Below are 25,200 nucleotides of genomic sequence, written 5' to 3'. Positions count from 1 at the left end.
AGCCATTAGAAAATGGACAGCAGTTGATTTGAGAAGACCCTACAGACGTACCACAGGAAACTGTGTCGTTATGGAAATAATAATCCCTTAAGGGAAAATAAACGGAATATCAAAATGAATTTGCATGAATACCAAGCCAAACAGCTGTTTGCAGAATTCGGTTTGCCTGTACCAGAAGGTTTCGCATGTGATACAGCACAAGAAGCTTTCGAAGCTGCAGGTCGTATCAGTACAGCCAAGAAAGTCGTTAAGTGTCAAGTACACGCTGGTGGTCGCGGTAAAGCGGGCGGCGTAGAGCTACATGACACTAAAGAAGGCGTTAAAGAGTTTGCACAAAAGTGGCTAGGTAAAAACCTAGTGACTTACCAAACAGACGCTAATGGTCAGCCTGTAACAAAGATCCTAGTTGAAGAAGCATCGAACATTGCTAACGAGCTTTACCTAGGTGCTGTTGTTGACCGTGCAACGCGCAAAATTGTATTCATGGCGTCAACTGAAGGCGGCGTGGACATTGAGAAAATCGCTGAAGAAACTCCAGAGTTGATTCACCAATCAGCGATCGATCCTCTAGTTGGCCCTCAAGCTTACCAAGGCCGTGAACTTGCGTTCAAACTTGGCCTAGTTGGCGATCAAATTAAACAGTTCGTTAAGATCTTCATGGGTCTTGGTGAAATGTTCGCTCAGTACGACCTAGCTCTACTAGAAATTAACCCGCTTGTTATTACAAATGAAGGTAACCTTCTTTGTCTAGACGGCAAGATCAACATTGACTCAAACGCAATGTACCGTCAGCCAAAGCTTCGTGAAATGCACGATCCTTCACAAGAAGACGAGCGCGAAGCGCACGCAGCTCAGTGGGAACTGAACTACGTAGCACTTGATGGCAACGTTGGCTGTATGGTTAACGGTGCAGGCCTTGCTATGGGTACGATGGATATCGTAAACCTACACGGCGGAAAGCCAGCAAACTTCCTTGATGTAGGCGGCGGCGCAACAAAAGAGCGTGTAGCTGAAGCATTCAAGATCATTCTTTCTGATGACAACGTTAAAGCAGTACTCGTAAACATCTTTGGTGGTATCGTTCGTTGTGACATGATCGCTGAAGGTATTATTGGTGCAGTTAAAGAAGTTGGCGTAACAGTTCCTGTCGTTGTTCGTCTAGAAGGTACAAACGCAGACTTAGGTCGCGAAGTACTTGCTAATTCTGATGTTGATATCATTGCTGCTGTATCTCTAACAGATGCTGCTCAGAAAGTTGTTGCTGCTGCGGAGGCTAAATAATGTCTGTATTAATTAACAAAGACACTAAAGTAATCTGTCAGGGTTTCACTGGCGGTCAAGGTACATTCCACTCAGACCAAGCTATCGCATACGGTACGCAAATGGTTGGTGGTGTTTCACCTGGTAAAGGTGGTCAAACTCACCTAGGCCTTCCTGTATTCAACACAGTACGTGAAGCAGTAGAAGTAACTGGCGCAACAGCAACCGTTATCTACGTACCAGCTCCTTTCTGTAAAGATGCAATCCTAGAAGCAATTGATGCAGGTATCGAACTGATCGTAACGATCACTGAAGGTATCCCTACTACAGATATGATCGACGTTAAAGTGAAGCTAGAAGAAACTGGCGTTCGCATGATCGGTCCTAACTGTCCAGGTCTTATCACTCCAGACGAGTGTAAGATTGGTATCATGCCTGGTCATATCCACAAGAAGGGTAAAGTAGGTATCGTATCTCGCAGCGGTACTCTGACGTACGAAGCAGTTAAGCAAACAACAGATGAAGGCTTTGGTCAGTCTACATGTGTTGGTATCGGTGGTGACCCTATCCCAGGTTCAAACTTCATTGATATCCTAAAACTTTTCCAAGAAGACCCAGAGACTGAAGCAATCGTAATGATTGGTGAGATCGGTGGTACTGCGGAAGAAGAAGCGGCTGAGTTCATCAAAGCAAACGTAACTAAGCCAGTTGTATCTTACATCGCTGGTGTTACAGCTCCTCCGGGTAAACGTATGGGCCACGCTGGCGCAATCATCTCTGGCGGTAAAGGTACTGCTGAAGATAAATTCGCAGCGCTAGAAGCGGCAGGTGTTAAGACGGTTAAGTCTCTTGCTGACATCGGTAAAGGCCTACGTGAAATCACGGGTTGGTAATCAGCTGGCTTTTATCTAACGAGATAAAAGCTAACTGAACGATATAAGAAAGGCTTGGTCACTGACCAAGCCTTTTTTGTATTTATTCGAGAATACAAGAAACAAGATACGAGATCGTACTGCTAAGCTCTGCTTCTAACCATTTGAGATAGCATGAACATCGCCGCGGCACTGATAACAACAGAAGGGCCGGCTGGTGTGTCATAGAACCAAGACAAGCTCAACCCTCCGAACACAGCGATAGAGCCAATAACTGAGGCAAGAAACGCCATCTGCTCAGGGGTATTGGAGAACTTCCTTGCCGTTGCTGCAGGAATAATCAGTAGCGATGTCATAATCAACGCACCAACAAACTTCATACCTACCGCAATGACAATACCAACCAATAGCATCAAAATCAGACGCATTAAATCAATGTTGATGCCGTCAACCGCTGCTAGATCTTCGTTAACTGTCGTTGAAAGCAGTGGTCGCCAAAAGATAGCAAGCACCAGTCCAATCACGGCTGCACCCGCATAGATAAATACTAAGTCGGTCGGAGACACTGCAAGCAAGTCACCAAATAGGTAACTCATTAGGTCAACACGAACGTTGTCTAAAAAGCTTACCGCAACCAAGCCTAAAGAGAGCGCACTGTGCGCCAAAATGCCGAGTAGGGTATCGGTCGCAACCAGCTTTTGCTTTTGTAAGGTAACCAGCAACACCGCCAGCATCAAACAACAAATCAGCAGTGCTAAGTACAAGTTAATATTGAATAAGAAACCAAGCGCTAAGCCCATCAAAGAAGCGTGAGCAAGCGTGTCACCAAAGTAAGCCATCTTGCGCCACACCACGAATGAGCCTAGTGGCCCCGCGATTAGCGCAATGCCCAAGCCAGCTAAAATAGAGGGAAGAAGAAACTCAAGCATTAGTGGTGTCCGTGTTTATGGTTTGAACATTCATGCGCGCCGCCAGTTACAGGCTCACCTGCGAGATCATGATGGTGGTGTTCGTGTTGGTGGTGGTAAAACGCCAGTGTTTCTTGGGTCGCAGTACCAAAGAGCGCTATATACGATGGGTGGTGCTTAATATCAGCAGGTGCGCCAGAACAACAAATGTGATGTTGTAAACAAATCACGTCATCTGTTTTTGCCATCACTAGATGTAAATCGTGTGAAACCATAAAGACGGCACAACCAAAGCGGTGGCGAATCGTATCAATCAGGTCGTACAGGTCTATTTGGCCTTGTACGTCAACACCTTGTGCGGGTTCATCAAGAACCAGTAGATCGGGTCTTCTTAGCAAGGATCTCGCAATCAGCACTCGTTGGTTTTCACCGCCAGACAATTGATGCATGTTGCTTTTTTGAAGGTGTTCAGCACCCACAAGTTTTAATGCTTCAAGGATCTCTTGCTGGCTAAACTTGCCAGTGAGTTTCAAAAAACGTTCTACATTAAGAGGCAGTGAATCATTGAGCTTTAATTTTTGTGGTACATAGCCAATTCTCAATTTGTTGGATTTTTTTATTGTGCCTGAAAATTTGGTTTGTAACCCCAGTACCACTTTTACTAATGTCGACTTTCCAGCACCGTTTGGCCCAATGAGGGTGGTGATTCTGCCGCGCTCTATATTAAGAGAGATGTTGTCTAGAACTTTTCGACCGTCAAATTCGACGCTTACAGAATCTAGTTGGATTAAATTATCCATGAATAGAACTCATTTGCAATTCGCTAATGTTATAATGTAACATTTACCTCAAGCCTAAGCTACTTTTCTATTATCGAGGAATTATGTCACGTTCATTTTTTATACTTGCTACTTTGTTTTTAGCGCCAAGTGTTGCAAGTGCCAATACTATTCTAACAAGCTTTAAACCGATTCAAATGATTGTGACAGAGTTAACGCAAGGCGTTAGTGAGCCGGATGTGTTGATGAACAGCAATGCTTCGCCGCATGATTATGCGCTTAAGCCATCGGATGTCAAAAAAGTTCATAGTGCTGATTTGGTGATCTGGTTTGGCCCTGACCTAGAAGCTTTCTTAACTAAGGTGATTGGTTCAAAAGAGAACGTTATCCAGATCAGTGAGATCCCTGACATTAATTTGCGAGAGTTCGGGCACGAAGAGCATGACCACGATGCACATGAAGGACACAACCATGGTAGCCATGATCCGCATTTTTGGTTAGGTATCGATCAAGTTGAGGTAGCGGCAAAATATATCTCAGCGAAGCTAATTGAATCAGACCCTGATAACGCCATGGCGTATCAAGAGAACCTAGATTCATTCTTGATTGCTCTAAAAGAGAAACAGCAGTCGATTCATGACCAACTTGCGCCAGTGAAAGACAAAGGTTACTACGTATTCCATGATGCGTATGGCTATTTCGAACAAGAATTTGAGTTGAATAATCTAGGTCACTTTACGGTAAGCCCTGAGCGTAAACCTGGCGCAAAAAGTCTAATAGCGATTAAGAAGACTTTGGTGCGTGAAAATGTTCAATGTGTATTTTCAGAGCCTCAATTTACACCAGCGGTGATTGAATCGGTGACTCGTGGAAGTAACGCTAAACAAGGCCAACTTGACCCTGTTGGTTCGCAGGTTGAAGTGAAGAGTGGAAGCTATTTTGATTTTCTTCAGCAACTTACAGATAGCTACACAAGTTGCTTGAGTGGAAAGTAATCAATAACAAGTATTCTTTACGACACTTTGCTCTCGTTAATTGATGAATCATGCCGCTTTTTGCGGCATTTTCGTGACCGCTAAGATAAAACCTTCCAACAAATATCAAACCTCCTTTCTCCTTTGTCAATTTCAGCTAAAATAGAAAGATAATAATAAGCACAAAAAAACTCACTTTATGGTTAATCAGCAACAAGCGTTGTGAGAACCAATATTTCATGTGTTGTTGCTGTTCAGGATTAATAAAAGTTGTATCGAATTATTTTCAAAATGTTCATCTTAATGAGCATTTCATTTAGCGTTTTTGCGGTAAATACATCACCCTCCGTTTTCTACCCTTTGCCAGTTCAAGCACAAGGGAATTTTCTTGCGGCAAAAAATCTGTACTTAGGTGCAGGTGGAGGACTCTGGGTTCATGATGTGCATGGAAAAATACTTTTTTATGATGGCCGAACCCTATTCCCTCGAAAAGGTAACCTTTTGCAATTTTCTTCAGAGAAAGTCGCGTTTCTTAACGATGAGTTTTGGACTTTCTTTGATAATGAGGTGTACCGACATAGCCCTGGAATCGGCAATGAACTTGCATTTAGTCTAAGCCCCGGTGCTGAGATCGCGAATATTGGTGCATCTGGTGATTATATTTGGGTTACAGATGGCAGTAATTTCTATACATACAATACTCAATCTTCAGAATTTAGCACTTACTCGCTTCTAAAATTGTATCGGCACAACAATAGCAGCGATATTACGATTAACGATGCTGAACGGGTGCTGTCAAAATGGGTGCTTGCGACCAATTCCGGAGTGTACCTTTCCGATAGCCAAGAGTTTACTCATATCGGTGCATCAGAAAAAAATCATATAGAGACGCTGTATTTTTCGATGGCAAGACGTGAGTTAGTCATTGGCACATTGAATGGTGCAGTGATTATAGATCTTGCAAATCCTAAGAAAGAAAGGTGGGTGCGTGGTTCGCATGTCCTTTCTCTCGCTGAAACAACCGATCAATACTGGATTGGGACGGAGCATGGTCTTATCAGCTACAACTTTATTACGGGGCAAATTACACGATTTGAACAAGCCGATAATCAAGACTTTTCGTTACCGGGTGAAAAAATATATTCGTTAATTAACGACCATGCTGGTGGAATGTGGGTCGCGACCAATAACGGAATTCGATACTTTTCACTGTTCAGCAGGACATTCTCAAGAACGCCATTAACGGGAATGGGGATGCACTCGAGTAGTGTGGTGATAAACAAAGTACAGCTTGTTCGCGATCAACTGTCTTGGGTTGCTTCTTCCAGGGGGCTCTATTTGGTTGATTCCCAAAGTAAAGATAACCCCGTTCGTGTTTACTCTAACCCGGTACAGGATTTTGAGATCTTTGATTCTTCAATTTGGTTGGCGACTGCGGAAGGTATTATTAGTTTCAACACTGATACATTAGAGGCTGAAAAGGTCGATCTACCAAGAGCGATTGAAGGTGTACCCGTTGAAAACTTTGCACTTGAAGCGGATAACATGCTTTGGATGACCTCGGGACAAAACCTTTATTCGTTATCTATCGAAACCAATAAGTTGACCAGTTATGGCACCGACTGGCTAGTTGATAAGTTTTTGCCAGCAAAGATCACCGCTCTCAATATAGGCTTACAAGGGCGTATTTATGTTGGTACTGATCACGGATTCTACTCTTTTCTTGATGAGAGAATTAGCTTTAGTCGTTCTAGCGAGCGGTTTGGCAAAGTAGTCGATATTGAAAAAGCGAAAGATGGATCCCAGTGGTTTGCGAGCAGCTATGGTGTATATCGAATCCCTAATAACAGTTCTATTATTCAAGAGGTCACTCTTGTTGAGGAAAATATCAGTCCTAAATGTTTAATTAGCGATGATAATGGGATGTGGTTGGGCTCTTCGAAAGGTATTAGCTATTACGGATTGAATGGGCAGCTGCACAAACACATAGGTTCACCATTTGGCTTGATCACCAATGAATTGGCTGCTGGTGCATGTGCTCTGTTTTACCGCGAAGGTAGCCCGTCTACTAGGCTTATCTTCGGCTCAAGGTATGGCGTGGTGAGTGCATTATCTAATGAGCTATTGGTTTCCACAACACCTCATAGCCGTGCATTGCTGAGCAAGATAAGTGTCGATCAGCAGATAGTATCACTTGGTGGCACGGCCGCTGATTTAGATGAAATTCCTTATGGTTCATCAATGAGTTTTAAGATTGGTATTCTACCAGCGACATACACGCCTGCAATGGAGTATCGACTAAGCGACGATGAACCTTGGAGTGAGTTTGAAGGGGGCTTACTAACACTCGATCACCTTCTTCCTGGGGACTATACGCTGGAAGTTAAACCCGTTAAGGACTCTCATTATCGCTTTACGTCAACGAACCAAAGCTTCTCTATTGCGGAGCCTTGGTACCTGAGTAATTGGGCTGCAGCAAGCTCTCTTATACTGCTTATCGGTGTAGTGACTGCTTTGGTTTTTTGGCGATCGCGTTACGTCACTTTCGTCAATAGGCACTTAAAGGCGCAAGTTGCATTAAAGACAGATCAACTGAGGCATCAAAGCCGAATACTACTCACGACTAATCAACAGCTAAAAAAACAGTTGTCAGTTAAGAGTGCTCTTGTGACACACACTGCTAATGAACTCTCTTCTGAAGTTAATCATATTGCTGCGATGCTCCCTAATTGGAATGATGAGCAAGGTAAGTCGCCTATATTGATATTGAAAAATGGCTTGGCTCAGTTGAGTAACACGCCACAAGAGAAGGGAAAGGTTTGCTACGATATAATTTTAATCTTAGAAGCGGTACTTAAAGCTTGGCAGGATGATTTAGCCAAAGCCGGTATTGAACTGGATATTAAAGTTGAAACTAAACAGCGACATGTATCCTTGCTGTACTTTAATCTTGATATTATTTTCAACAGTCTAGTCGCGAGCATCATTAAGAGAAATTTTAAGTCACAGAGTATGGTGGTATTGGTTGAAGAGGTTAAAGAGCACCTTGTTGTTACGATTCGAGACCATGGAATGCCTTTCCCCAAGTTGACTTCGAGCATTAATGATAATACTGGAAAGTCGACTGATCTAAACATCGAAAAGTTGCCATTATTGATGAACCAGAGCGGTGGCGAACTTAATGCCTTCATCTCGGATTCTCAAAATAAAGTCCAGCTGTCTTGGCCAATTGAATATCAAGTACTGCAAAACCTTGAGGCGAGTACCATAGAACAAATCGAGACGATTAAGCTCACGACCTCAAGTTCAGAACAGCAGAAAGTGAGTGCGGAACAAGAGTGGAAAAACAAAGTTTCACAGCTTGTGAGTGAACACTACGCTGATGCTGAGTTTGGTACAGCAACTGCTGCCAAGTATTTGTTTATGTCTGAGAGAAGCTTACAACGACGCTTTAAATTAGCTTATCACAAGACATTCAAGGAACACTTGAATGAAGTTCGTCTTGAACATGCTTGTGAGCGCTTACTCGCAGGAGAAAAAGTGTCAGACGTAGCCTTCGATTCTGGATTCAATGACCCATCCTACTTTAGCCAAAGGTTTAAGCATCACTTTGGTATGTCTCCCTCTAAGTTTGCGGAAAACAACGAAGAGTAGTGAGCTGCGGATTCACTCTGTTTCTACATAGATAAAGATACTCTAAGCCTCGACATTCGTGTTGGGGCTTTTTTATGCTCATACGAGATAGAGATAGAGATAGAGATAGAGATAGAGATAGAGATAGAGATAGAGATAGAGATAGAGATAGAGATAGAGATAGAGATAGAGATAGAGATAGAGATAGAGATAGAGATAGAGATAGAGATAGAGATAGAGATAGAAAGTTAGGATTGCAGTAAATTTGCTAGGGATATAACGAGGAAGAAAAAAAATATCGTGGTATAGCCGGGGGGACTATACCACGGGTGCCAAGGACACCTTCGCTTGCTGCCGGAGTGATATGGCAAGCCACATCACCTCTGGAATAAAATTAAAGAGAAGTAGTTTCTCTTCGTTGGAGTAACTATACGTCTGCCCACTTAATTTACTTATAAAATTAACGACAGATGGCCATGAGAAAACCGACATTATCTTAAGTTGTTGATAATTAATGATTTGTGTTGGTTTTTCTTGATTGGTACTAGTGAGGTAGTTCTCGTTGTTTGTTGAAAGTAACGTTTTTGACGTAAACGTTTTTAACGAAATTTACGAGTATGTATTTTCGAAAACATTGATTTCACACAATATAATTGTGGTCATGTATGTGTATCATGGCGGTAATAACAATCTTTCTCATTATCAGTCACGAATTGGGCATTTATGAAACTCTCACAACTCGAGCAAGGAAAAGCGGCTTCTATTGTTGCACTAACAGGCTTAACACCAGACGTTAGAAAAAAACTTATGGTTATGGGCATGTTGCCAAAAACTGAGGTGACGCTAATCCGTCGTGCACCTATGGGTGATCCGCTTCAAGTTGAAGTGAGAGGGGTTTCAATCGCCATTCGTGAAAGCATCGCAGAACAAATCGAGGTTATCTAAATGGATTATCAAGTTCTCACCGTTGGTAACCCGAATAGTGGTAAAACAACATTATTTAATGCACTGACGGGTGCCAAGCAGCACGTTGGTAACTGGGTCGGTGTGACCGTAGAAAAGAAGACGGGTGTCTATTCGCACGCTGGTGATCAGTTCCAGCTTACCGATTTACCGGGTATCTATGCGCTAGACAGTGGTAATGACGCCAACAGTATCGATGAGTCTATTGCATCTCGCGCTGTGCTTACTCACCCAGCAGATGTGATCATCAATGTTGTTGATGCGAGCTGTTTGGAAAGAAGCTTATACATGACATTACAATTGCGAGAGTTGGGTCGTCCAATGATCGTTGTATTGAACAAAATGGATGTATTAAAGCGTGAGCGTCAGGTGATTAATCTTAAGGCTCTAGAAAAAGAGCTAGGTTGCCCGGTTCTAAGCTTGTCAGCAAACGATAAAGGACAAGTGGTTCGTTTTAAAGAGCGTTTGCATAAGCTTCTGGTTCAAGGTGTGAGTCTTGACCCTATATCTATTGATTACGATGCCGCATTAGAAGCACTAATCCCTTCTGTTGAATCACAATTTGATGATGCTGACGTATCTCACCGTGCGCTAGCGATTCGTGCTTTAGAAAATGATTACTTGGTATTGAATGGACTGGCTCCTCAGACTCGTACTCAAATTGATAGTGTGCGTCTTGGTGCCGATTTCGATATTGACCTTGCTGTTGCTGACGCTAAATACACTTTCTTACATGACCTTTGTAAACGAGTGCGTCGCAGCGAAGGCAAACTGAGCCGTAATTTTACAGAGAAAGCCGATCAATTCATTTTGAATAAATGGGTCGGGATTCCTTTCTTCTTCGTCATCATGTACCTAATGTTCATGTTCTCTATCAATATCGGTAGTGCGTTTATTGACTTCTTTGATATTGGTGTTGGTGCAATATTAGTTGATGGCGGACATCACTTATTAGATGGTCACTTGCCGGTTTGGTTAGTCACCATTCTTGCTGATGGTATTGGTGGTGGTATCCAAACGGTTGCGACCTTTATTCCGGTTATTGCCGCGCTTTACTTATTCTTAGCGGTACTAGAAAGCTCAGGCTACATGGCCCGCGCTGCATTTGTACTGGATAAAGTGATGCAGAAGATTGGCTTACCGGGCAAAGCATTTGTACCGCTTGTTCTGGGTTTTGGCTGTAACGTACCTTCTATCATGGCAACTCGTACTCTTGACCAAGAGCGCGAACGTAAACTCGCAGCATCAATGGCTCCGTTTATGTCATGTGGTGCTCGTCTACCTGTATACGCACTGTTTGCTGCAGCATTCTTTCCAGGTGCTGGACAAAATGTAGTATTCGCTCTGTACATCATGGGTATTCTAGCTTCTGTATTTACGGGCTTGTTCCTTAAAAATACTATTTATCCTGGTAGCAGTGATAGCTTGGTTATGGAAATGCCGGACTACGAGTTACCGACCGTACAAAACGTGATGTTGAAAACTTGGCAGAAATTGAAACGTTTCGTGCTTGGCGCAGGTAAAACTATCGTAATGGTTGTGGCGATTCTGAGTTTCTTGAACTCTCTAGGTATGGACGGCAGTTTTGGCAACGAAGACAGCGAAAGCTCTGTGCTATCTAAAGCGGCTCAAGTTGTGACTCCAGTGTTCCAACCTATTGGCATTACTGAAGAGAACTGGCCTGCAACGGTTGGTATCATTACCGGTATTTTTGCGAAAGAAGCTGTGGTTGGTACGCTAAATAGCTTATACACCACACCTTTTGATGAAGAAGCGGCTGAATTCGATTTAGCAGCAAGCTTGCAAGAAGCCGTCATGACCATCCCTGAAAACCTAGCTGGTTTGAGCTATTCAGATCCATTAGGCATTGAAGTTGGCGACTTGTCTGACTCAAGCTCTGTGGCTGCGGATCAAGAGGTTGATTCGTCTATCTTTGGTAACCTAAAAGACAAATTTGTTTCTGGTCATGCTGCATTTGCTTACTTAATCCTTATCTTGCTTTACACGCCTTGTGTGGCAGCGATGGGCGCTTATGTTCGTGAGTTTGGTCAGACGTTTGCCCGCTTCATTGCGGTATGGACAATGGCTCTTGGTTACTTCGGTGCAACCTTCTACTACCAAGCAGCAAACTTCGCTGTACACCCAGTAAGTAGTGCTGTGTGGATGGTGGCAATTGCTGGTGGCTTTGTGGTGACGTATCGCGTCTTCAAGAAAATCGGCAGTAAGCAAAAAGCGTTAGAGGTGCAAGTAGTATGATTTTAACTGAACTTCATCAATACATTGATAACGAAGGTGTTGCTGCTCGTAGTGAACTCGCGTCTAAGTTTGGAATGAGCGAAGACGGTGTCGATGCGATGCTGAGTGTGTGGGTCAAGAAAGGTAAGATATCTCGCCTGGTCGACACCAATAAGCATGGCCATACAACACGGATTCGCTACACCATCAGCAAACAAGATGGTTTGTCACTGAATGTGATGATGTAGTTCAGAGCTTCATACTCTCGTTGAAAACGGCAAGATTAGACAATAAAAGGCCGCTCACCTATTTTAGATGAGCGGCCTTTTGTCATGTGTCTTTTCTGAACAGTCTTGTTTTAAAGCTCAATGAGATCAACTCAAATTACGCTTTCTTGAAGATAGAACTCAGCGACAAAACGTTTTGGATACGAGTATGGATTGCTGCTTGTTCTTCTTCACTGCGTTGCTCACCTTTGGTGTTGCCCCATACTGGACCTGGCCATGCGATGTCATTTTTGAAACGCGCAATATGGTGAATGTGTAGCTGTGGCACCATATTACCCAGCGCGCCAAGGTTTAACTTGTCTGGTTGGAATGTCGCTTCTAATGCTTGGCTTACCGCTTGAGACTCAAGCAAGAACTGTTGTTGTTCTTTCATTGGTAGATGGTGCAGTTCTTTTAGGTTGGCACGTTTTGGTACCAAGATAACCCAAGGCACTGCACTGTCTTTGCTTAGCAGTGCCAAGCTTAGTGGAAATTCGCCGATAAGCGTGGTGTCTTTTGCTAACTGTGGGTGAAGTTCAAAGCTCATGATCTTTCCAATTAATTGTTTTACTTGAGTATAAGGTTGGAGTTGGGATGTGGCTAGCGCTTACGTTCTCAATAAGCAGATTCCCTATCACGTTCGTTCCTCACTGTAGGGAATGACGGGCAGGGAGAGTTTTAGCGAATGGCTTTGCTTGTGTTACGTGCTTGGAGAAGATTCCCTATCACGTTCGTTCCTCACTGTAGGGAATGACGGGCAGGGAGAGTTTTAGCGAATGGCTTTGCTTGTGTTACGTGCTTGGAGAAGATTTCCTATTATGTTTGTTCCTCACTGTAGGGAATGACGGGCGGGGAGAGTTTTAGGGAATTGCTTTGCTTGTGTTACGCGTTTTGAGGAGATTTCCTATTACGTTTGTCACTAACTATAAGGGGGAGCGATTCGGTGTAGTTTGATAAGATCATTAATGTCGAGTTGGACTAACAACACTTATTTTCGTCATCTCCTATAGCGACGAAGGAGCGTAGTAGGAGATCTCTTGCTGCGTAGGCCGACTCGTCGCATAGATAATCGAGTAAACAAACCTCTAAATAAAACAAAAGGTTGATGCTCTAACATCAACCTTTGTATTTATTCATTGTAACCCGAAGGGAATTACATACGCTCTAGAGTTTCAATACCAAGAAGCGATAGACCTTGCTTGATAGTCTTAGCTGTCAGTGCAGCAAGCTTCAGGCGGCTCTGTTTAACGGTTTCATCTTCAGCCACAAGGATAGGGCACGCTTCGTAGAAGCTAGAGAATTGACCAGCAAGTTCGAACAGGTAGCTACACATGATGTGCGGTTGACCTTCACGAGCAACAGACTGTACCGCTTCTTCAAATTGTAGAAGTTTCGCGATAAGGGCTTTCTCTTTCTCTTCAGTGATTTTGATTTCACCTTCAAGAGAGTCCATAGAAATGCCTGCTTTAGCAAAGATTGAAGCAACACGAGTGTACGCGTACTGCATGTACGGTGCTGTGTTGCCTTCAAATGCCAGCATGTTTTCCCAGTCGAACACGTAATCAGTGGTACGGTGCTTAGAAAGGTCTGCGTATTTAACCGCCGCCATTGCGACTGTGTTCGCGATGGTTTTCTTCTCGTCTTCTGCTAACTCAGGGTTTTTAGATTCAATCAGCTGAGTTGCACGTACTTCTGCTTCGTCCAGAAGATCTGCTAGACGTACGGTACCGCCTGCACGAGTTTTAAATGGCTTGCCATCTTTACCTAGCATCATGCCGAACGCGTGGTGCTCAAGAGATACAGACTCAGGAACATAACCCGCTTTACGAACGATAGTCCAAGCTTGCATTAGATGTTGGTGCTGACGAGAGTCAATGAAGTAAAGTACGCGGTCTGCGCCCAGTTCTTCAAAACGGTATTTAGCACATGCAATATCGGTTGTGGTGTATAGGAAGCCACCGTCACGTTTTTGCACGATAACGCCCATAGGGTCGCCATCTTTGTTTTTGTATTCGTCTAGGAATACAACTTGTGCGCCGTCAGACTCTTTTGCTAGGCCTTGTGTCTGCAGGTCAGAAACGATGTTTGAAAGCATGTGGTTGTACATACTTTCACCCATCACATCATCACGAGTCAGTGATACGTTTAGGCGATCGTAGTTACGTTGGTTTTGAACCATGGTTACGTCAACCAGCTTTTTCCACATTTCAGCGCAGTATTCGTCGCCGCCTTGCAGTTTCACTACGTAGCCACGTGCTTTAACAGCGAATTCTTCGTCTTCGTCGTAAAGCTTTTTAGATTCACGGTAGAACTGCTCAAGATCCGACAGTTCCATTGAAACTTCACCAGTTTCAGCTTGGACACGCTCAAGGTTTGCGATAAGCATACCGAATTGAGTACCCCAGTCACCAATGTGGTTAGCACGGATAACTTTGTGACCTAAGAACTCAAGTGTACGAACAACAGCATCACCGATGATCGTTGAACGTAAGTGGCCTACGTGCATTTCTTTTGCAACGTTTGGTGCTGAATAGTCAGCAACAATTGTTTGCGCTTCAGCCGCTGTAACACCAAGGCGAGAGTCAGCAAGCGCTGCGTCTGCTTGTTGTGCTAGGAACGCTTCATCTAGGAAGATGTTTAGGAAACCTGGACCTGCGATTTCAACTTTAGAAGCGATACCGTCTAGGTTTAGAACGTCCAATACTTTTTGAGCAAATTCTCGAGGGTTAGTGCCTAGTCGTTTAGCAACACCCATAATGCCGTTTGCTTGGTAGTCACCAAATTGTGGTTTTGCAGATTGACGGACAGCCGCAGGAGAGCCTGCAGGTGCGCCAGCGGCTTCTAGAGCCTGAGATACTTTGTCATTAATCAGTGCTTGGATATTCACACGCGTTTCCTTCAATTCAAGGATGAATAAGAGTGGCCATTATTTCGTGGGCATCAAATTTGGTTAATTATGCTTCTAGTTAACGATTTAATGCTGAAATGAACAATAGACTCTGTTTAAGTTCACAAAAATGGCGTTAATCATACCAATTTTGTAGGGTTTCTTATAGGTCGAATTGATAGAAAATTCACATTTCCTGAGCGGTTTTTGACAATCGACTTTTACCAAGCCAAGTTTGTCTATTTAGGAAAGTCAGACACGGTACTTTTTGAGCGTTTTTTGTAAAAGCAGCGCTTGTTGCTGGAAGTAAAACTGATACCATGCAGCCATTATTGGGAGAATAAAGACAATGACGATGAGCTTGAAGCAAGCCGAACTAGAACCACAACAAATGATTGCACGCCTTGATACGTTTATGGCGAAAATTGAGAACCTAGGAAATGTGCTGGGTTTGGATTTAAGCTTTGCTCAAGCGGATCATATTGCATTAAGAATCAATGAAACTGAGCTTGCGAAATCAGCACATCAAGCATGGTCTGAATACGGCTCTACGATTTCAGAAGCGATGATCAATGGCCGCCCAATTGTGGTGTTGGCTTTTGATGAACCATTGCAAAGCCTTGGCTGGAAGATTGAATGCTTAGAGTTGCCATACCCAGCTGAAGGTAAAATTTATCCAAGCCAAGATTGGGAACATGTCGAGTTTGTGATTCCGTCTCACGCGCAAACGGCCGATGAGTATCTAGCGGATCTTAAAGAGACTTACCCGCAGTTCGCTGCTAAGTTTGAAACTTTGGCAGAGCAAGGCATTAAGATAAAACTCTCTAGCCCGAAAGGTGAGGGTGAACGTTTGAATAACCCAACGGTTGCATTCAAACATCAAAGGGTTTGCATCAAGCTGCATCCACACTCTTTGAAGAAGATTGTTGAATCTGAACAAGCTGAATTTAAGTAGAGAGTTGCGGGGAAGAGATTCCTGATCTCGCTTAGGCTCGTCGGAATGACGGGGTGTTTGATGGTGTTTGCCAGAGTCTATCTCTAGATACTGACAGGTTGAGTGTTCTAGGGCGTATGTTAGAGCCTATAGTTAGAAGATTCATCAACGAGTTCGTCATTCCCGATAGCGACGAAGGAGTGTAGTTGGGAATCTCATAAAGCTAGTCAGATCATCAGATACGAAAAACGCGCAATGGATTAACCCTATTGCGCGTTTTTTATTGGGTTCGAACTGGAAGTCTTACCGGAAATCGAACCTCCGACCTACAGAATCACAGTCTTGTTGCCGTAAACAAACACGTGATCGTTGATCACTTTGTTTAAAGCCTTACTCAACACGTTCTTCTCTACGTCACGACCCGCTTGAGCCATGTCTTTTGCGCTGAAGTTGTGATCCACTGGGATAACATCTTGCTTGATGATTGGACCTTCATCGAGATCGTTTGTCACAAAGTGCGCCGTTGCACCAATGATCTTCACACCGCGCTCGTAAGCTTGCTGGTATGGCTTAGCACCAATGAATGCTGGCAAGAAACTGTGGTGAATGTTGATGATTTTGTGGTTGTACTTCTCAACAAACCCCGGAGTCAGCACTCGCATGTACTTAGCAAGCACCAGGTAGTCTGCCTCATACTGGTCAATCACTTCTAACATCTTCTTCTCATGCTCTTCACGGTTCAATCCTTCGTGAGAAACATGGTGGTAAGGGATATCAAAACGTTCGGTTAGGCTTTGCAGTGTATCGTAGTTACCAACCACCGCCGCAATATCAACATCTAAACTGCCATCGAAATTCTTCATTAGAATATCGCCAAGGCAGTGTGCTTCTTTAGTTACCAGAATCACAACACGCTTACGAGATGAATCAACAAGCTTACGTTTTGTGTTTTCTGGCAGGGCTTGGTCTAAATCGGCGAGTAAGGTTTCGTCATTGAAGTAGCCTTCTAGCTCGGTGCGCATAAAGAAGTGGCCACTTGTGTTATCAACGAACTCATTATTGTGAATAATATTGAGTTGGTGCTTATAACAAATGTTGGTGATCTTTGAGATGAGGCCTGGGGCGTCAGTACAATGTGTTAATAAAGTTTTTCTTTCCATTTGCGTATTACTTCCATGAAATGTTGTACTTATTATAAGAAATCGGGATTCTTCAAATTTAATGCAGGCCGTCGAACGGTGAACTGAGCCGCAGTATTACCGTTATAATTAATCTATTATCAAGTTGGTTTCAACAAATTCTGCTGCTCATTTATCGCATCGATAAATTGTTTTATATAGAAATATCAGTTTTTCGATAGAAAAAAAGGCAGAAGCTTCATTTTTCAAGTTTTGACCGTAGTACGCATTTGAACTTCAACCGAGGCATTGACGCTTTGGCCAAAAATAGAGGTGATACTTATGGATAAAGAGTTACTAGCAAAAAAACTGTACTGCAAACGAGTGAATTCATTAGCGGGAACTGCAGAGTTAGATGGTAATGTTCTAGATGAAATGTGGGAAAGTAAAACCTCACCAACCGATGCAGTGAAAGCCATGCAGCCTTGCGATAATCATTTTGAAGGCGCCCCTTGGTTGTCGCGTTATCTCAGTCGAAAATAATAACGATTCTTTGATTTTTATTTGTTCAATTCTTACCTTCTAGGTAGCTTAACCCGAACCAAACACCTCCGGTGTGAAGTCATTCTTGATTCGCGCCGGCTCACTAAACCTGCCATAATTCGCCTTCTATTTTTCTAAACTTCGTACTCTATGATATCTAAAACGTTTTCTGCTGATGGTGCTTTGGGTAAAGCGATCCCTGGGTTCCAACCTCGACAAGCTCAGCTAGACATGGCTGAAGCGGTTTCACAGGCTATTGAACAACAGAGCCAATTGGTCGTTGAAGCGGGAACGGGAACAGGTAAGACGTTTGCTTATTTAGTGCCAGCGCTGCTGAGTGGTAAGAAAACGATTATCAGTACGGGGTCTAAAAACCTTCAAGAACAGCTGTTTCACCGAGATTTACCATTGATGGTTGATGCGCTTGGCTTTTATGGTCAGGTTGCGTTACTCAAAGGCCGTTCAAACTATTTGTGCTTGGACAGGCTAAGTCGTCAAATGATCGAGAGCCATGGCACTCACACCGATCCAACGCTGTTAGCTCAGTTGGTGAAAGTGCGCAGCTGGTCGTCAGCGACTCAAACTGGCGATTTAGGTGACTGTGATGATATTGCTGAAGATAGCCCGGTCATTCCAACCATTACCTCGACTAACGACAACTGCTTAGGCAAAGAGTGCCCAAGCTACACCGATTGCTTTGTGCTGAAGGCGCGTAAAAAAGCGATGGATTCTGATGTTGTTGTCGTCAATCACCACTTGTTCCTCGCAGATTTAGCGATTAAAGAAACTGGATTTGGTGAGCTGATACCTGAAGCCGATGTGTTTATCTTTGATGAAGCGCACCAACTTCCCGATATCGCCAGCCAATACTTTGGACAATCGGTTTCCAGCCGACAGATCCAAGAGCTAGCCAAAGATATTGAAATCGCTTACCGAACTGAAGCCAAAGACATGCGTCAACTGCAGAAAGTAGGGGATAGGCTCGTTCAATCGTCAGCCGATCTACGTATCGTGCTTGGCGATACCAGTTTTCGCGGTAACTGGCGTGAAGCCTTGAAATCCGAATCGATTGCACGCGAGTTGGTTCGTTTGCAAGATGCTCTACAACTTGCGGTTGATGTATTGAAATTAGCATTGGGTCGAAGCCAGTTGTTAGACACGGCTTTTGAACGTGCCACTATGATCAAGTCGCGCATTGAACGTGTGTGTGATGTGTCGATTACTGGGTATTCCTATTGGTATGACACCACGCCACGCCACTTTGCTTTGCACATCACGCCACTCTCAGTCGCCGACAAATTCCATGAGCAGATTGAGCTAAAACCGGGTGCTTGGGTGTTTACCTCGGCAACTTTGGCGGTGTCGGACGATTTCGACCATTTCACCTCACGGCTCGGGTTAAAACCGTCGGCACAGTTCTCACTGCCAAGTCCGTTTGACTATCCAAATCAGGCGCGTCTGTGTGTGCCTCGTTATCTACCAGAACCGAATAGCCCGGGCTTGGCTGATAAGCTAGTAAGAATGCTGACCCCTGTGATTGAGCAAAACCAAGGTCGCTGTTTTTTCTTGTGTACCTCACACAGCATGATGAAAGAATTGGGTGAACGGTTCCGCGAAACGCTCTCGGTTCCCGTTCTGCTGCAAGGTGAGACAAGTAAGCAAAAAACCTTAGCCGAATTCATGGAATTAGGTAATGCACTGCTGGTGGCCACTGGCGCTTTCTGGGAAGGTATCGATGTTAGGGGCGACGCATTAAGCTGTGTTATCATCGACAAATTGCCCTTTACCGCCCCAGACGACCCGTTACTTAAGGCTCGAATCGAGGACTGTAAGCTAAAAGGGGGTGATCCTTTTGCACAAGTGCAGTTACCAGACGCAGTGATTACCTTGAAACAAGGTGTTGGCCGATTAATACGCGATAAGCGTGATAATGGTGCTTTGATTATTTGCGATAACCGCTTGGTGACCCGCGATTACGGTGGTGTGTTTTTGGCGAGTTTACCGCCTATCCCACGTACTCGTGACTTAGGGATCATTAAAGAATTCTTAGCTAAAGACCATTCAACCGCTGCTGAGTAATTGGCATTGTTGAACTTAGCCATTATTTTTAGATTAGATAACGAATATTTGAGACACAAATGAGCGCGAAAATTCTTGCAGTAGATACCGCGACTGAAAACTGTTCAGTTGCACTAGTAATTGGTGACCAGGTGTTCGCACGTAGCGAAGAGGCACCTCGAGACCATACGAAAAAAATTCTACCTATGGTTGATGAAGTACTGAAAGAAGCGAATGTTGCTTTAACCGATATCGACGCGATTGCGTTTGGCCAAGGCCCAGGTAGTTTCACGGGTGTACGTATTGGCATTGGTATTGCTCAAGGTTTAGCTTTTGGTGCTGATTTACCGATGATCGGCGTGTCTACACTGGCAGCGATGGCGCAGGGCAGCTACCGTAAATTTGGCGAGACTCATGTTGCGACAGCGATTGATGCGCGTATGAGTGAAGTTTACTGGGCTCGTTACAGCCGTGAAGACGATGGTCGTTGGGCAGCGGTCGATGCGGAATGTGTCACGCCACCAAGCGAATTGGCTGCGCAGTTAGAAGCAGATTCTGAGACATGGGCTAAAGTAGGCACAGGTTGGGAAGCATATGCAGAGCACATGGACACACTAGCGATCCACACTAAAGCGTGTGAAGTGCTATTCCCAGAAGCTCAAGACATGGCGTTCCTTGCTCAATTTGCTTATGCTGAAGGCAAAGCGGTTGCAGCTGAAGAGTCTGAGCCTGTTTACCTGCGTGACAAAGTGACTTGGAAGAAACTGCCAGGTCGCGAGTAAATACGTATTATTTTTGGCTCTGCGTTCACTTTGCAGAGCCAAAATTAAAACAGATATAAAATCATTAAAATTAGGTACAAAATTCCTTAAGCATGGTTTCAATCAACGGCTTACCTCCTTCTTCGATAGGCAATACATCTAAAACCAATCGAACCAACAAAAAGAATGAGGTAAAAAAAGGCGATGCAAAGACTTCTGTTGGTCAGCCAACTAAGGTTGCGAATGCTGTCTCGCATTCTATTCGCCAGGTCAAAGAATCTGAGATTCACAAAGCTCAGGTTCAATATGATCTTCCAGAAGGGCGCGGACGACGTGCGATGGAAGAGTACATGGATGTGATGAATCAAGCTAAAAAAGAGGAACTTGCAAAGCTAATTGGGGTCGATATTTATATCTAGCTTTGTGTTTTCATTTATCCTGCTCTAAGGAGCTGCATTATGTATTCTCTCATATCTAAATCTCGCTTATTTTTCCTTGTCGCTTTCTCTACGATGGTGATGGGGTGCTCCTCTTTACCTAAAGAACTTAATGCAAATTCAGAACAGGTGGTAACTGATTACCAAGAGTGGGTAAACACACTACCGGATGCCGGTGATGTGCGTTTGGGTGGCGTGATTGCTAAAGTCACTAATCTGAAAGATAAAACACGTGTGGAAGTGGTGAACTTACCTATCTCAAGTAGTGGCAAGCCTGATATTGATGCAGAACCCAAAGGACGTTTTGTTGGTTACATTGATGGCTATGTTGAACCATTGAGCTTTGCAGAGGGTCGTTTAGTTACTTTAGTTGGCACATCAAATAGCACTGAAGACGGTATGGTTGGTGAATACCCTTACACTTTCCCTGTCATGAATGTCTACAATCAACGTTTATGGCAGATCACTGAAAGAGTGGTCATTAATGACTTTGCGCCAACTTACTACTCTTGCCGCAGTTTGCATTGCCGCAGTTTTCAAACCATGCCTAAGTCAGGGCGTGTGATTCAAGATGTGCAATAGTCGAACCTTAACTCGACATACCCAATGACAGGGACACCATACAATCAATGATTGAAAAGTCATATTCTCTTGCGAGCGGGATGCTTGCAACACAGCAAACTGGCAACCCAAAAACGACCGCAACGACGGTCGTTTTTATTCATGGCTGGCTAGATAATTCCGCAAGCTTTACTCAGGTTATGCTGCAAGTCGCCAAGCTAGATCCTAATGCTCACCTTATTGCTATCGATCTCTTCGGGCATGGTTTCTCGTCGCATAAAGCAGGGAGTTACTACCCATTTCACGACTATATTGATGATTTGCACCAGCTAGTGACCAAATTATCGCCAAACAGACTGGTACTGGTAGGACATTCTCTTGGTGCATTGATAGCAAGTTGCTATAGTGCCGCCTTCCCTGAAAAGGTGTCAGGATTAATTCAAATTGAAGGTCACGGACCTCTTTCAGAAGCTCCCCACGAAACAGTCTCTCGTTTGAGAGATGGGGTACTCAGTCGTCTTCGACAGCGAAGAAAGCCTTCACGTCCTCTAGCAAGTCTTGAGGATGCTATTAAGCTGAGAGCTTACGCCAACCAAATCAATGCAGAACTTATTGCTCCTATTGTTGAGCGAGGTATTGCCGAGTTCGAGAACTCTTGGCAATGGCGATGCGACCCTAATCTAAAATGTGACTCGTTATATCGAATGTCACAGGCGCACGCTGAAGCGATTATGGCGGCGATTGAATGCCCTCAATTAATAATATTAGGGAATGGTGGATTTCGACATTTGCAGCATAATCGCTACAAATCAGCGCATAGTCCTCTGAATATAGAGACGATTCCTGGCGGACATCATTGTCATTTAGAGAGCCCAGAGCTAGTTTCAGAGCTAATTCTTGGTGTAGTTAACAAAATTTAAACAAGTGTTTGAGCCTTTTAGTGCTCATGCACTAAAGCTGTGCTGTAATACCGCAATGATAAAAAGCGGCGAAGCAGTCGTCAGCTGATAAACGAGGAGTAACATCGTGGATAAACCTTGGCTTTCACGTTATCCAAGTGACGTACCAGAAACGATCAACCCAGATCAGTACCAATCTCTTATTGAAATGTTTGAACAGTCGGTACAGAAGTTCGCCGACCAACCTGCATTCGAGAACATGGGATCGATTATGACATTCCGTAAGCTTGAGGAGCGAAGTCGTGCTTTTGCTGCTTACTTGCAGAATGATCTAAAACTGAAGAAAGGCGATCGTGTCGCGCTTATGATGCCAAACTTGCTGCAATACCCGATTGCACTGTTTGGTGTACTGCGTGCAGGTATGATTGCAGTGAACGTCAACCCACTGTACACACCTCGTGAACTGGAACACCAACTGAATGACTCTGGCGCAAAGGCGATTGTTATCGTTTCTAACTTTGCGAGCACGCTAGAGAAAGTTGTTGATAAAACTCCGGTTAAACACGTTGTACTCACTAGCCTTGGGCAAATGCTGCCACGAGCAAAAGGTACGATTGTCGACTTCGTAGTGAAATACGTAAAAGGTATGGTGCCTAAGTACGATCTACCGGGTGCTATTTCATTTAGAAAAGCACTTTACAAAGGCCGTCGTCTTCAATATGTGAAGCCATTTATGGCGGGTGATGACATTGCATTCCTGCAGTACACAGGTGGTACAACAGGTGTAGCGAAGGGCGCAATTCTAACCCACCGCAATATGATTGCGAACGTACTTCAAGCGAAAGGGGCATACAGCCCTGTGCTACAAGAAGGCCGTGAATTGGTGGTAACAGCATTGCCGCTTTACCACGTGTTCGCACTGACAGTGAACTGCTTACTGTTTGTTGAGATGGGTGGTCGTAACCTTCTGATTACTAACCCTCGTGACATTCCTGGCTTTATTAAAGAGCTACAAAAAGTTCCGTTTACCGCGATTACTGGCGTAAACACCTTGTTCAATGCGTTAGTGAATAACGAAGATTTCCACGAGTTGGATTTCAGTAACATGCGTCTGTCTGTTGGCGGTGGTATGGCGGTTCAACGCGCTGTTGCTGAGCAATGGAAGAAAGCGACAGGTGTTCACTTACTGGAAGGCTACGGTTTAACCGAGTGTGCACCTCTGGTCACAGGTAACCCATACGATCTTAAAGACTACACAGGCGCAATCGGCCTACCAGTACCATCAACAGAAGTTCGTATTGTTGATGATGAAGGGAAAGTCGTGGGCAATGACCAAGTGGGTGAATTGCAGGTTCGTGGTCCTCAAGTGATGCAAGGTTACTGGCAGCGTCCAGAAGCGACCAAAGAAGTGATCGACCAAGACGGTTGGTTGTCGACTGGTGACATCGTTAAGTTTGATGACGAAGGCTTGTTGTACATCGTTGACCGTAAAAAAGACATGATTCTTGTGTCAGGCTTCAACGTTTACCCGAACGAGATTGAAGACGTCGTGGCTCTACACGGCAAAGTGTTAGAAGTTGCGGCTATCGGCCAACCTCATGAAGTGTCTGGTGAACTGGTTAAGATTTACGTTGTGAAACGTGACCCGAGCCTAACCAAAGAAGACATTATCGCGCACTGTCGTGAGCACCTAACGGGCTACAAGATCCCTAAATTGATTGAGTTCCGTGAAGAACTACCAAAAACCAATGTAGGTAAAATCTTGCGCCGAGTGCTTCGTGAAGAAAACGACGCAGAGCTTGCCAAACGCGCAAGCGAGTAACGAGCTCATTTACGAGAAGATGATGCACCACAAGCCATAGCAGCGCTTAATCTAAGCGAGCGCTGAAAAATGGTGTTAGAATGCCGACAGTTAATGTCGGCATTTTTGTATCCGGCGATCAAAGTAAAATCAGTGAGAGTTTTTGTGGATTATCAAATCATTACCCAAGTGAAAGACCTTGAGCGAGTTTGCCAACAAGCACGTGAAGCCGATGTTGTTATGCTTGATACAGAGTTCGTTCGTACAAGAACCTATTACCCTCAATTAGGCTTAATTCAGTTATTTGATGGTGAAACGCTGTCACTGATTGATCCTATTGCTCTTGATGAAATGACCCCGTTTGTAGGGCTGTTGAAAGATACTTCAGTACTGAAAGTATTACATGCGTGTGGCGAAGATCTAGAAGTGTTCCAGAACGCATTTGGCTGTACGCCAACACCAATGGTTGATACACAGATCATGGCAGCTTTCTTAGGGCATGGTCTATCAACTGGCTTTGCGGCTCTAGTTTCTGAGTTTGTAGGTGTTGATCTAGATAAGAGTGAATCTCGCACCGACTGGCTAGCGCGTCCGCTTTCTCAAAAGCAACTGGACTATGCCGCGGCAGACGTTCACTACCTACTGCCAATGTACAATAAGCTGCTAGAAAAAGTGATGGAAGCGGGCTGGTGGGAAGCTGCTCAGCAAGAGTCTGATTTACAAGTGGCTAAGCGCATCCGTAAAGTAAACCCAGATAATGCTTACCTTGATATTAAAGGAGCGTGGCAGCTAAAGCCTCAGCAACTAGCTATTTTGAGACCGTTAGCAACTTGGCGTTTAAAAGAGGCGATTAAGCGTGATTTAGCGCTGAACTTTGTTTTTAAAGAACAAGACCTATGGGCAGTAGCGCGTTTCGCGATGAAAGATCCTAAGCACATGGAACAAGAAGGTTTTGATTACCGCTCTGTACGTCGCCATGGTGCTAAAATCAGTTCAATCGTTAAGTTAGCTGAGCATACGCCAGAAGAAGAGTACCCAGCGCCAGTAGAGCGTCTAATGGACTACCCAGGTTACAAGCAACTCTTCAAAGTGTTGAAAGATGAAGTGAAAACAGCATCGCAACACAGTGGTTTAGCGACTGAGTTTTTGGCATCGAAGAAGCAACTTAACCAAGTGTTAAGCTGGATTTGGAAGTACGATCGTAACCCAGAGAAGCTGCCTGATGTAATGCAAGGTTGGCGTCTAGACGTGGTTGGCGAGAAGCTCAATAAAGCGATCAAATAACTAACGATCGTAATAAAATATCGATGA

The 25,200-nt window shown here is 44.1% G+C and carries 22 protein-coding genes; 17 read left to right on the top strand and 5 right to left on the bottom strand.

Going from position 1 to position 25,200, the window contains the following annotated elements:
* Positions 1–114 precede the first annotated feature (114 nt).
* Together sucC and sucD are read left to right on the top strand one after the other, a co-directional pair.
* Positions 115–1,281 (top strand): ADP-forming succinate--CoA ligase subunit beta, encoded by a 1,167-nt coding sequence (sucC, locus tag K08M4_RS10560; RefSeq protein WP_086049829.1) that lies wholly within the window; start codon positions 115–117, stop codon positions 1,279–1,281.
* The gene (gene sucD, locus K08M4_RS10555) at positions 1,281–2,153 is read left to right on the top strand and encodes a succinate--CoA ligase subunit alpha (RefSeq protein ID WP_004734209.1); all 873 of its coding nucleotides are present in this window, start codon (positions 1,281–1,283) and stop codon (positions 2,151–2,153) included. The genes sucC and sucD overlap by 1 nt, the downstream gene beginning before the upstream one ends.
* A gap of 122 nt (positions 2,154–2,275) precedes the next feature.
* On the opposite strand, the gene znuB is transcribed toward sucD, so the two are convergent.
* Positions 2,276–3,061 carry a zinc ABC transporter permease subunit ZnuB gene (znuB, locus tag K08M4_RS10550; protein WP_086049828.1) on the bottom strand — a complete coding sequence of 262 codons (786 nt, stop codon included), beginning with the start codon at positions 3,059–3,061 and terminating at the stop codon, positions 2,276–2,278.
* Positions 3,061–3,840: a zinc ABC transporter ATP-binding protein ZnuC gene (gene znuC, locus K08M4_RS10545; RefSeq protein ID WP_086049827.1), complete on the bottom strand. Its 780-nt coding sequence runs from the start codon at positions 3,838–3,840 to the stop codon at positions 3,061–3,063. Before znuC ends, znuB begins: the two co-directional genes overlap by 1 nt.
* Positions 3,841–3,923: 83 nt before the next feature.
* Between znuC and znuA the strand changes: the two genes are divergently transcribed.
* The 6 genes from znuA to K08M4_RS10520 all read left to right on the top strand — a co-directional run bounded on the left by znuA (position 3,924) and on the right by K08M4_RS10520 (position 11,872).
* The gene (gene znuA / locus K08M4_RS10540; protein WP_086049826.1) at positions 3,924–4,814 is read left to right on the top strand and encodes a zinc ABC transporter substrate-binding protein ZnuA; all 891 of its coding nucleotides are present in this window, start codon (positions 3,924–3,926) and stop codon (positions 4,812–4,814) included.
* 249 nt (positions 4,815–5,063) lie between these two features.
* Entirely contained in the window at positions 5,064–8,447 is a 3,384-nt protein-coding gene (locus tag K08M4_RS10535; protein WP_086049825.1) for a helix-turn-helix domain-containing protein, read from the top strand.
* A 74-nt stretch (positions 8,448–8,521) separates the two neighbouring features.
* Positions 8,522–8,689, top strand: a complete 168-nt coding sequence (locus K08M4_RS10530; RefSeq protein ID WP_157665744.1) for a hypothetical protein — start codon at positions 8,522–8,524, stop codon at positions 8,687–8,689.
* Between the two features lie 460 nt (positions 8,690–9,149).
* A complete protein-coding gene (locus K08M4_RS22130) occupies positions 9,150–9,371 on the top strand; it encodes a FeoA family protein (RefSeq protein ID WP_004734203.1) in 222 nt (73 codons plus the stop codon).
* Complete coding sequence (gene feoB / locus K08M4_RS10525; RefSeq protein ID WP_198299285.1) at positions 9,372–11,645, top strand: Fe(2+) transporter permease subunit FeoB; 2,274 nt, start codon at positions 9,372–9,374, stop codon at positions 11,643–11,645.
* Entirely contained in the window at positions 11,642–11,872 is a 231-nt protein-coding gene (locus K08M4_RS10520) for a FeoC-like transcriptional regulator (RefSeq protein WP_086049824.1), read from the top strand. The genes feoB and K08M4_RS10520 overlap by 4 nt, the downstream gene beginning before the upstream one ends.
* A 136-nt stretch (positions 11,873–12,008) precedes the next feature.
* Here the strand turns inward: K08M4_RS10520 and K08M4_RS10515 are convergent, their stop codons facing one another.
* Together K08M4_RS10515 and argS are read right to left on the bottom strand one after the other, a co-directional pair.
* Positions 12,009–12,437, bottom strand: a complete 429-nt coding sequence (locus tag K08M4_RS10515) for an HIT family protein (RefSeq protein WP_016767492.1) — start codon at positions 12,435–12,437, stop codon at positions 12,009–12,011.
* 606 nt (positions 12,438–13,043) lie between these two features.
* Positions 13,044–14,777 (bottom strand): arginine--tRNA ligase, encoded by a 1,734-nt coding sequence (gene argS / locus K08M4_RS10510; protein ID WP_086049823.1) that lies wholly within the window; start codon positions 14,775–14,777, stop codon positions 13,044–13,046.
* A gap of 349 nt (positions 14,778–15,126) precedes the next feature.
* On the opposite strand from argS, the gene K08M4_RS10505 reads away from it, so the two are divergent.
* A complete protein-coding gene (locus K08M4_RS10505; RefSeq protein WP_086049822.1) occupies positions 15,127–15,732 on the top strand; it encodes a VOC family protein in 606 nt (201 codons plus the stop codon).
* Between the two features lie 305 nt (positions 15,733–16,037).
* Here K08M4_RS10505 and purU read toward each other — a convergent pair whose 3' ends face one another.
* Positions 16,038–16,871: a formyltetrahydrofolate deformylase gene (gene purU / locus K08M4_RS10500; RefSeq protein ID WP_012604522.1), complete on the bottom strand. Its 834-nt coding sequence runs from the start codon at positions 16,869–16,871 to the stop codon at positions 16,038–16,040.
* Positions 16,872–17,171: 300 nt separating this feature from the next.
* On the opposite strand from purU, the gene K08M4_RS10495 reads away from it, so the two are divergent.
* The 8 genes from K08M4_RS10495 (at position 17,172) to rnd (ending at position 25,173) form a co-directional block, all read left to right on the top strand.
* Complete coding sequence (locus K08M4_RS10495) at positions 17,172–17,372, top strand: hypothetical protein (protein WP_086049821.1); 201 nt, start codon at positions 17,172–17,174, stop codon at positions 17,370–17,372.
* A gap of 150 nt (positions 17,373–17,522) precedes the next feature.
* Positions 17,523–19,451 carry a DNA repair helicase YoaA gene (gene yoaA, locus K08M4_RS10490; protein WP_086049820.1) on the top strand — a complete coding sequence of 643 codons (1,929 nt, stop codon included), beginning with the start codon at positions 17,523–17,525 and terminating at the stop codon, positions 19,449–19,451.
* Positions 19,452–19,510: 59 nt separating this feature from the next.
* Positions 19,511–20,212, top strand: coding sequence for a tRNA (adenosine(37)-N6)-threonylcarbamoyltransferase complex dimerization subunit type 1 TsaB (tsaB, locus tag K08M4_RS10485; RefSeq protein WP_086049819.1), 702 nt, complete (start codon positions 19,511–19,513; stop codon positions 20,210–20,212).
* A 92-nt stretch (positions 20,213–20,304) separates the two neighbouring features.
* Positions 20,305–20,610: a hypothetical protein gene (locus K08M4_RS10480; RefSeq protein WP_017074520.1), complete on the top strand. Its 306-nt coding sequence runs from the start codon at positions 20,305–20,307 to the stop codon at positions 20,608–20,610.
* Between the two features lie 39 nt (positions 20,611–20,649).
* Positions 20,650–21,210: a Slp family lipoprotein gene (locus K08M4_RS10475; RefSeq protein WP_009847301.1), complete on the top strand. Its 561-nt coding sequence runs from the start codon at positions 20,650–20,652 to the stop codon at positions 21,208–21,210.
* A gap of 47 nt (positions 21,211–21,257) precedes the next feature.
* Positions 21,258–22,109: an alpha/beta fold hydrolase gene (locus tag K08M4_RS10470; protein ID WP_086049818.1), complete on the top strand. Its 852-nt coding sequence runs from the start codon at positions 21,258–21,260 to the stop codon at positions 22,107–22,109.
* Between the two features lie 106 nt (positions 22,110–22,215).
* Complete coding sequence (fadD, locus tag K08M4_RS10465) at positions 22,216–23,910, top strand: long-chain-fatty-acid--CoA ligase FadD (protein ID WP_009847299.1); 1,695 nt, start codon at positions 22,216–22,218, stop codon at positions 23,908–23,910.
* A gap of 144 nt (positions 23,911–24,054) precedes the next feature.
* Positions 24,055–25,173: a ribonuclease D gene (gene rnd / locus K08M4_RS10460; protein WP_157665743.1), complete on the top strand. Its 1,119-nt coding sequence runs from the start codon at positions 24,055–24,057 to the stop codon at positions 25,171–25,173.
* The last annotated feature ends 27 nt before the right edge of the window (positions 25,174–25,200 follow it).

The sequence above is a fragment of the Vibrio syngnathi genome, from assembly GCF_002119525.1.
Taxonomy (GTDB): domain Bacteria; phylum Pseudomonadota; class Gammaproteobacteria; order Enterobacterales; family Vibrionaceae; genus Vibrio; species Vibrio syngnathi.
The sequence above is the reverse complement of the archived record's forward strand: the minus strand, read 5'-3'. Positions and strand labels throughout refer to the sequence as shown.

Coding starts and splice junctions, on each gene's coding strand:
- K08M4_RS10470 (WP_086049818.1), top strand. CDS start 21,258: ATGATTGAAAAGTCATATTCTCTTGCGAGCGGGATGCTTGCAACACAG.
- yoaA (WP_086049820.1), top strand. CDS start 17,523: ATGATATCTAAAACGTTTTCTGCTGATGGTGCTTTGGGTAAAGCGATC.
- K08M4_RS10495 (WP_086049821.1), top strand. CDS start 17,172: ATGGATAAAGAGTTACTAGCAAAAAAACTGTACTGCAAACGAGTGAAT.
- tsaB (WP_086049819.1), top strand. CDS start 19,511: ATGAGCGCGAAAATTCTTGCAGTAGATACCGCGACTGAAAACTGTTCA.
- znuA (WP_086049826.1), top strand. CDS start 3,924: ATGTCACGTTCATTTTTTATACTTGCTACTTTGTTTTTAGCGCCAAGT.
- znuC (WP_086049827.1), bottom strand. CDS start 3,840: ATGGATAATTTAATCCAACTAGATTCTGTAAGCGTCGAATTTGACGGT.
- sucC (WP_086049829.1), top strand. CDS start 115: ATGAATTTGCATGAATACCAAGCCAAACAGCTGTTTGCAGAATTCGGT.
- K08M4_RS10515 (WP_016767492.1), bottom strand. CDS start 12,437: ATGAGCTTTGAACTTCACCCACAGTTAGCAAAAGACACCACGCTTATC.
- sucD (WP_004734209.1), top strand. CDS start 1,281: ATGTCTGTATTAATTAACAAAGACACTAAAGTAATCTGTCAGGGTTTC.
- K08M4_RS10480 (WP_017074520.1), top strand. CDS start 20,305: ATGGTTTCAATCAACGGCTTACCTCCTTCTTCGATAGGCAATACATCT.
- purU (WP_012604522.1), bottom strand. CDS start 16,871: ATGGAAAGAAAAACTTTATTAACACATTGTACTGACGCCCCAGGCCTC.
- znuB (WP_086049828.1), bottom strand. CDS start 3,061: ATGCTTGAGTTTCTTCTTCCCTCTATTTTAGCTGGCTTGGGCATTGCG.
- K08M4_RS10505 (WP_086049822.1), top strand. CDS start 15,127: ATGACGATGAGCTTGAAGCAAGCCGAACTAGAACCACAACAAATGATT.
- feoB (WP_198299285.1), top strand. CDS start 9,372: ATGGATTATCAAGTTCTCACCGTTGGTAACCCGAATAGTGGTAAAACA.
- K08M4_RS10520 (WP_086049824.1), top strand. CDS start 11,642: ATGATTTTAACTGAACTTCATCAATACATTGATAACGAAGGTGTTGCT.
- K08M4_RS10475 (WP_009847301.1), top strand. CDS start 20,650: ATGTATTCTCTCATATCTAAATCTCGCTTATTTTTCCTTGTCGCTTTC.
- K08M4_RS10530 (WP_157665744.1), top strand. CDS start 8,522: ATGCTCATACGAGATAGAGATAGAGATAGAGATAGAGATAGAGATAGA.
- K08M4_RS22130 (WP_004734203.1), top strand. CDS start 9,150: ATGAAACTCTCACAACTCGAGCAAGGAAAAGCGGCTTCTATTGTTGCA.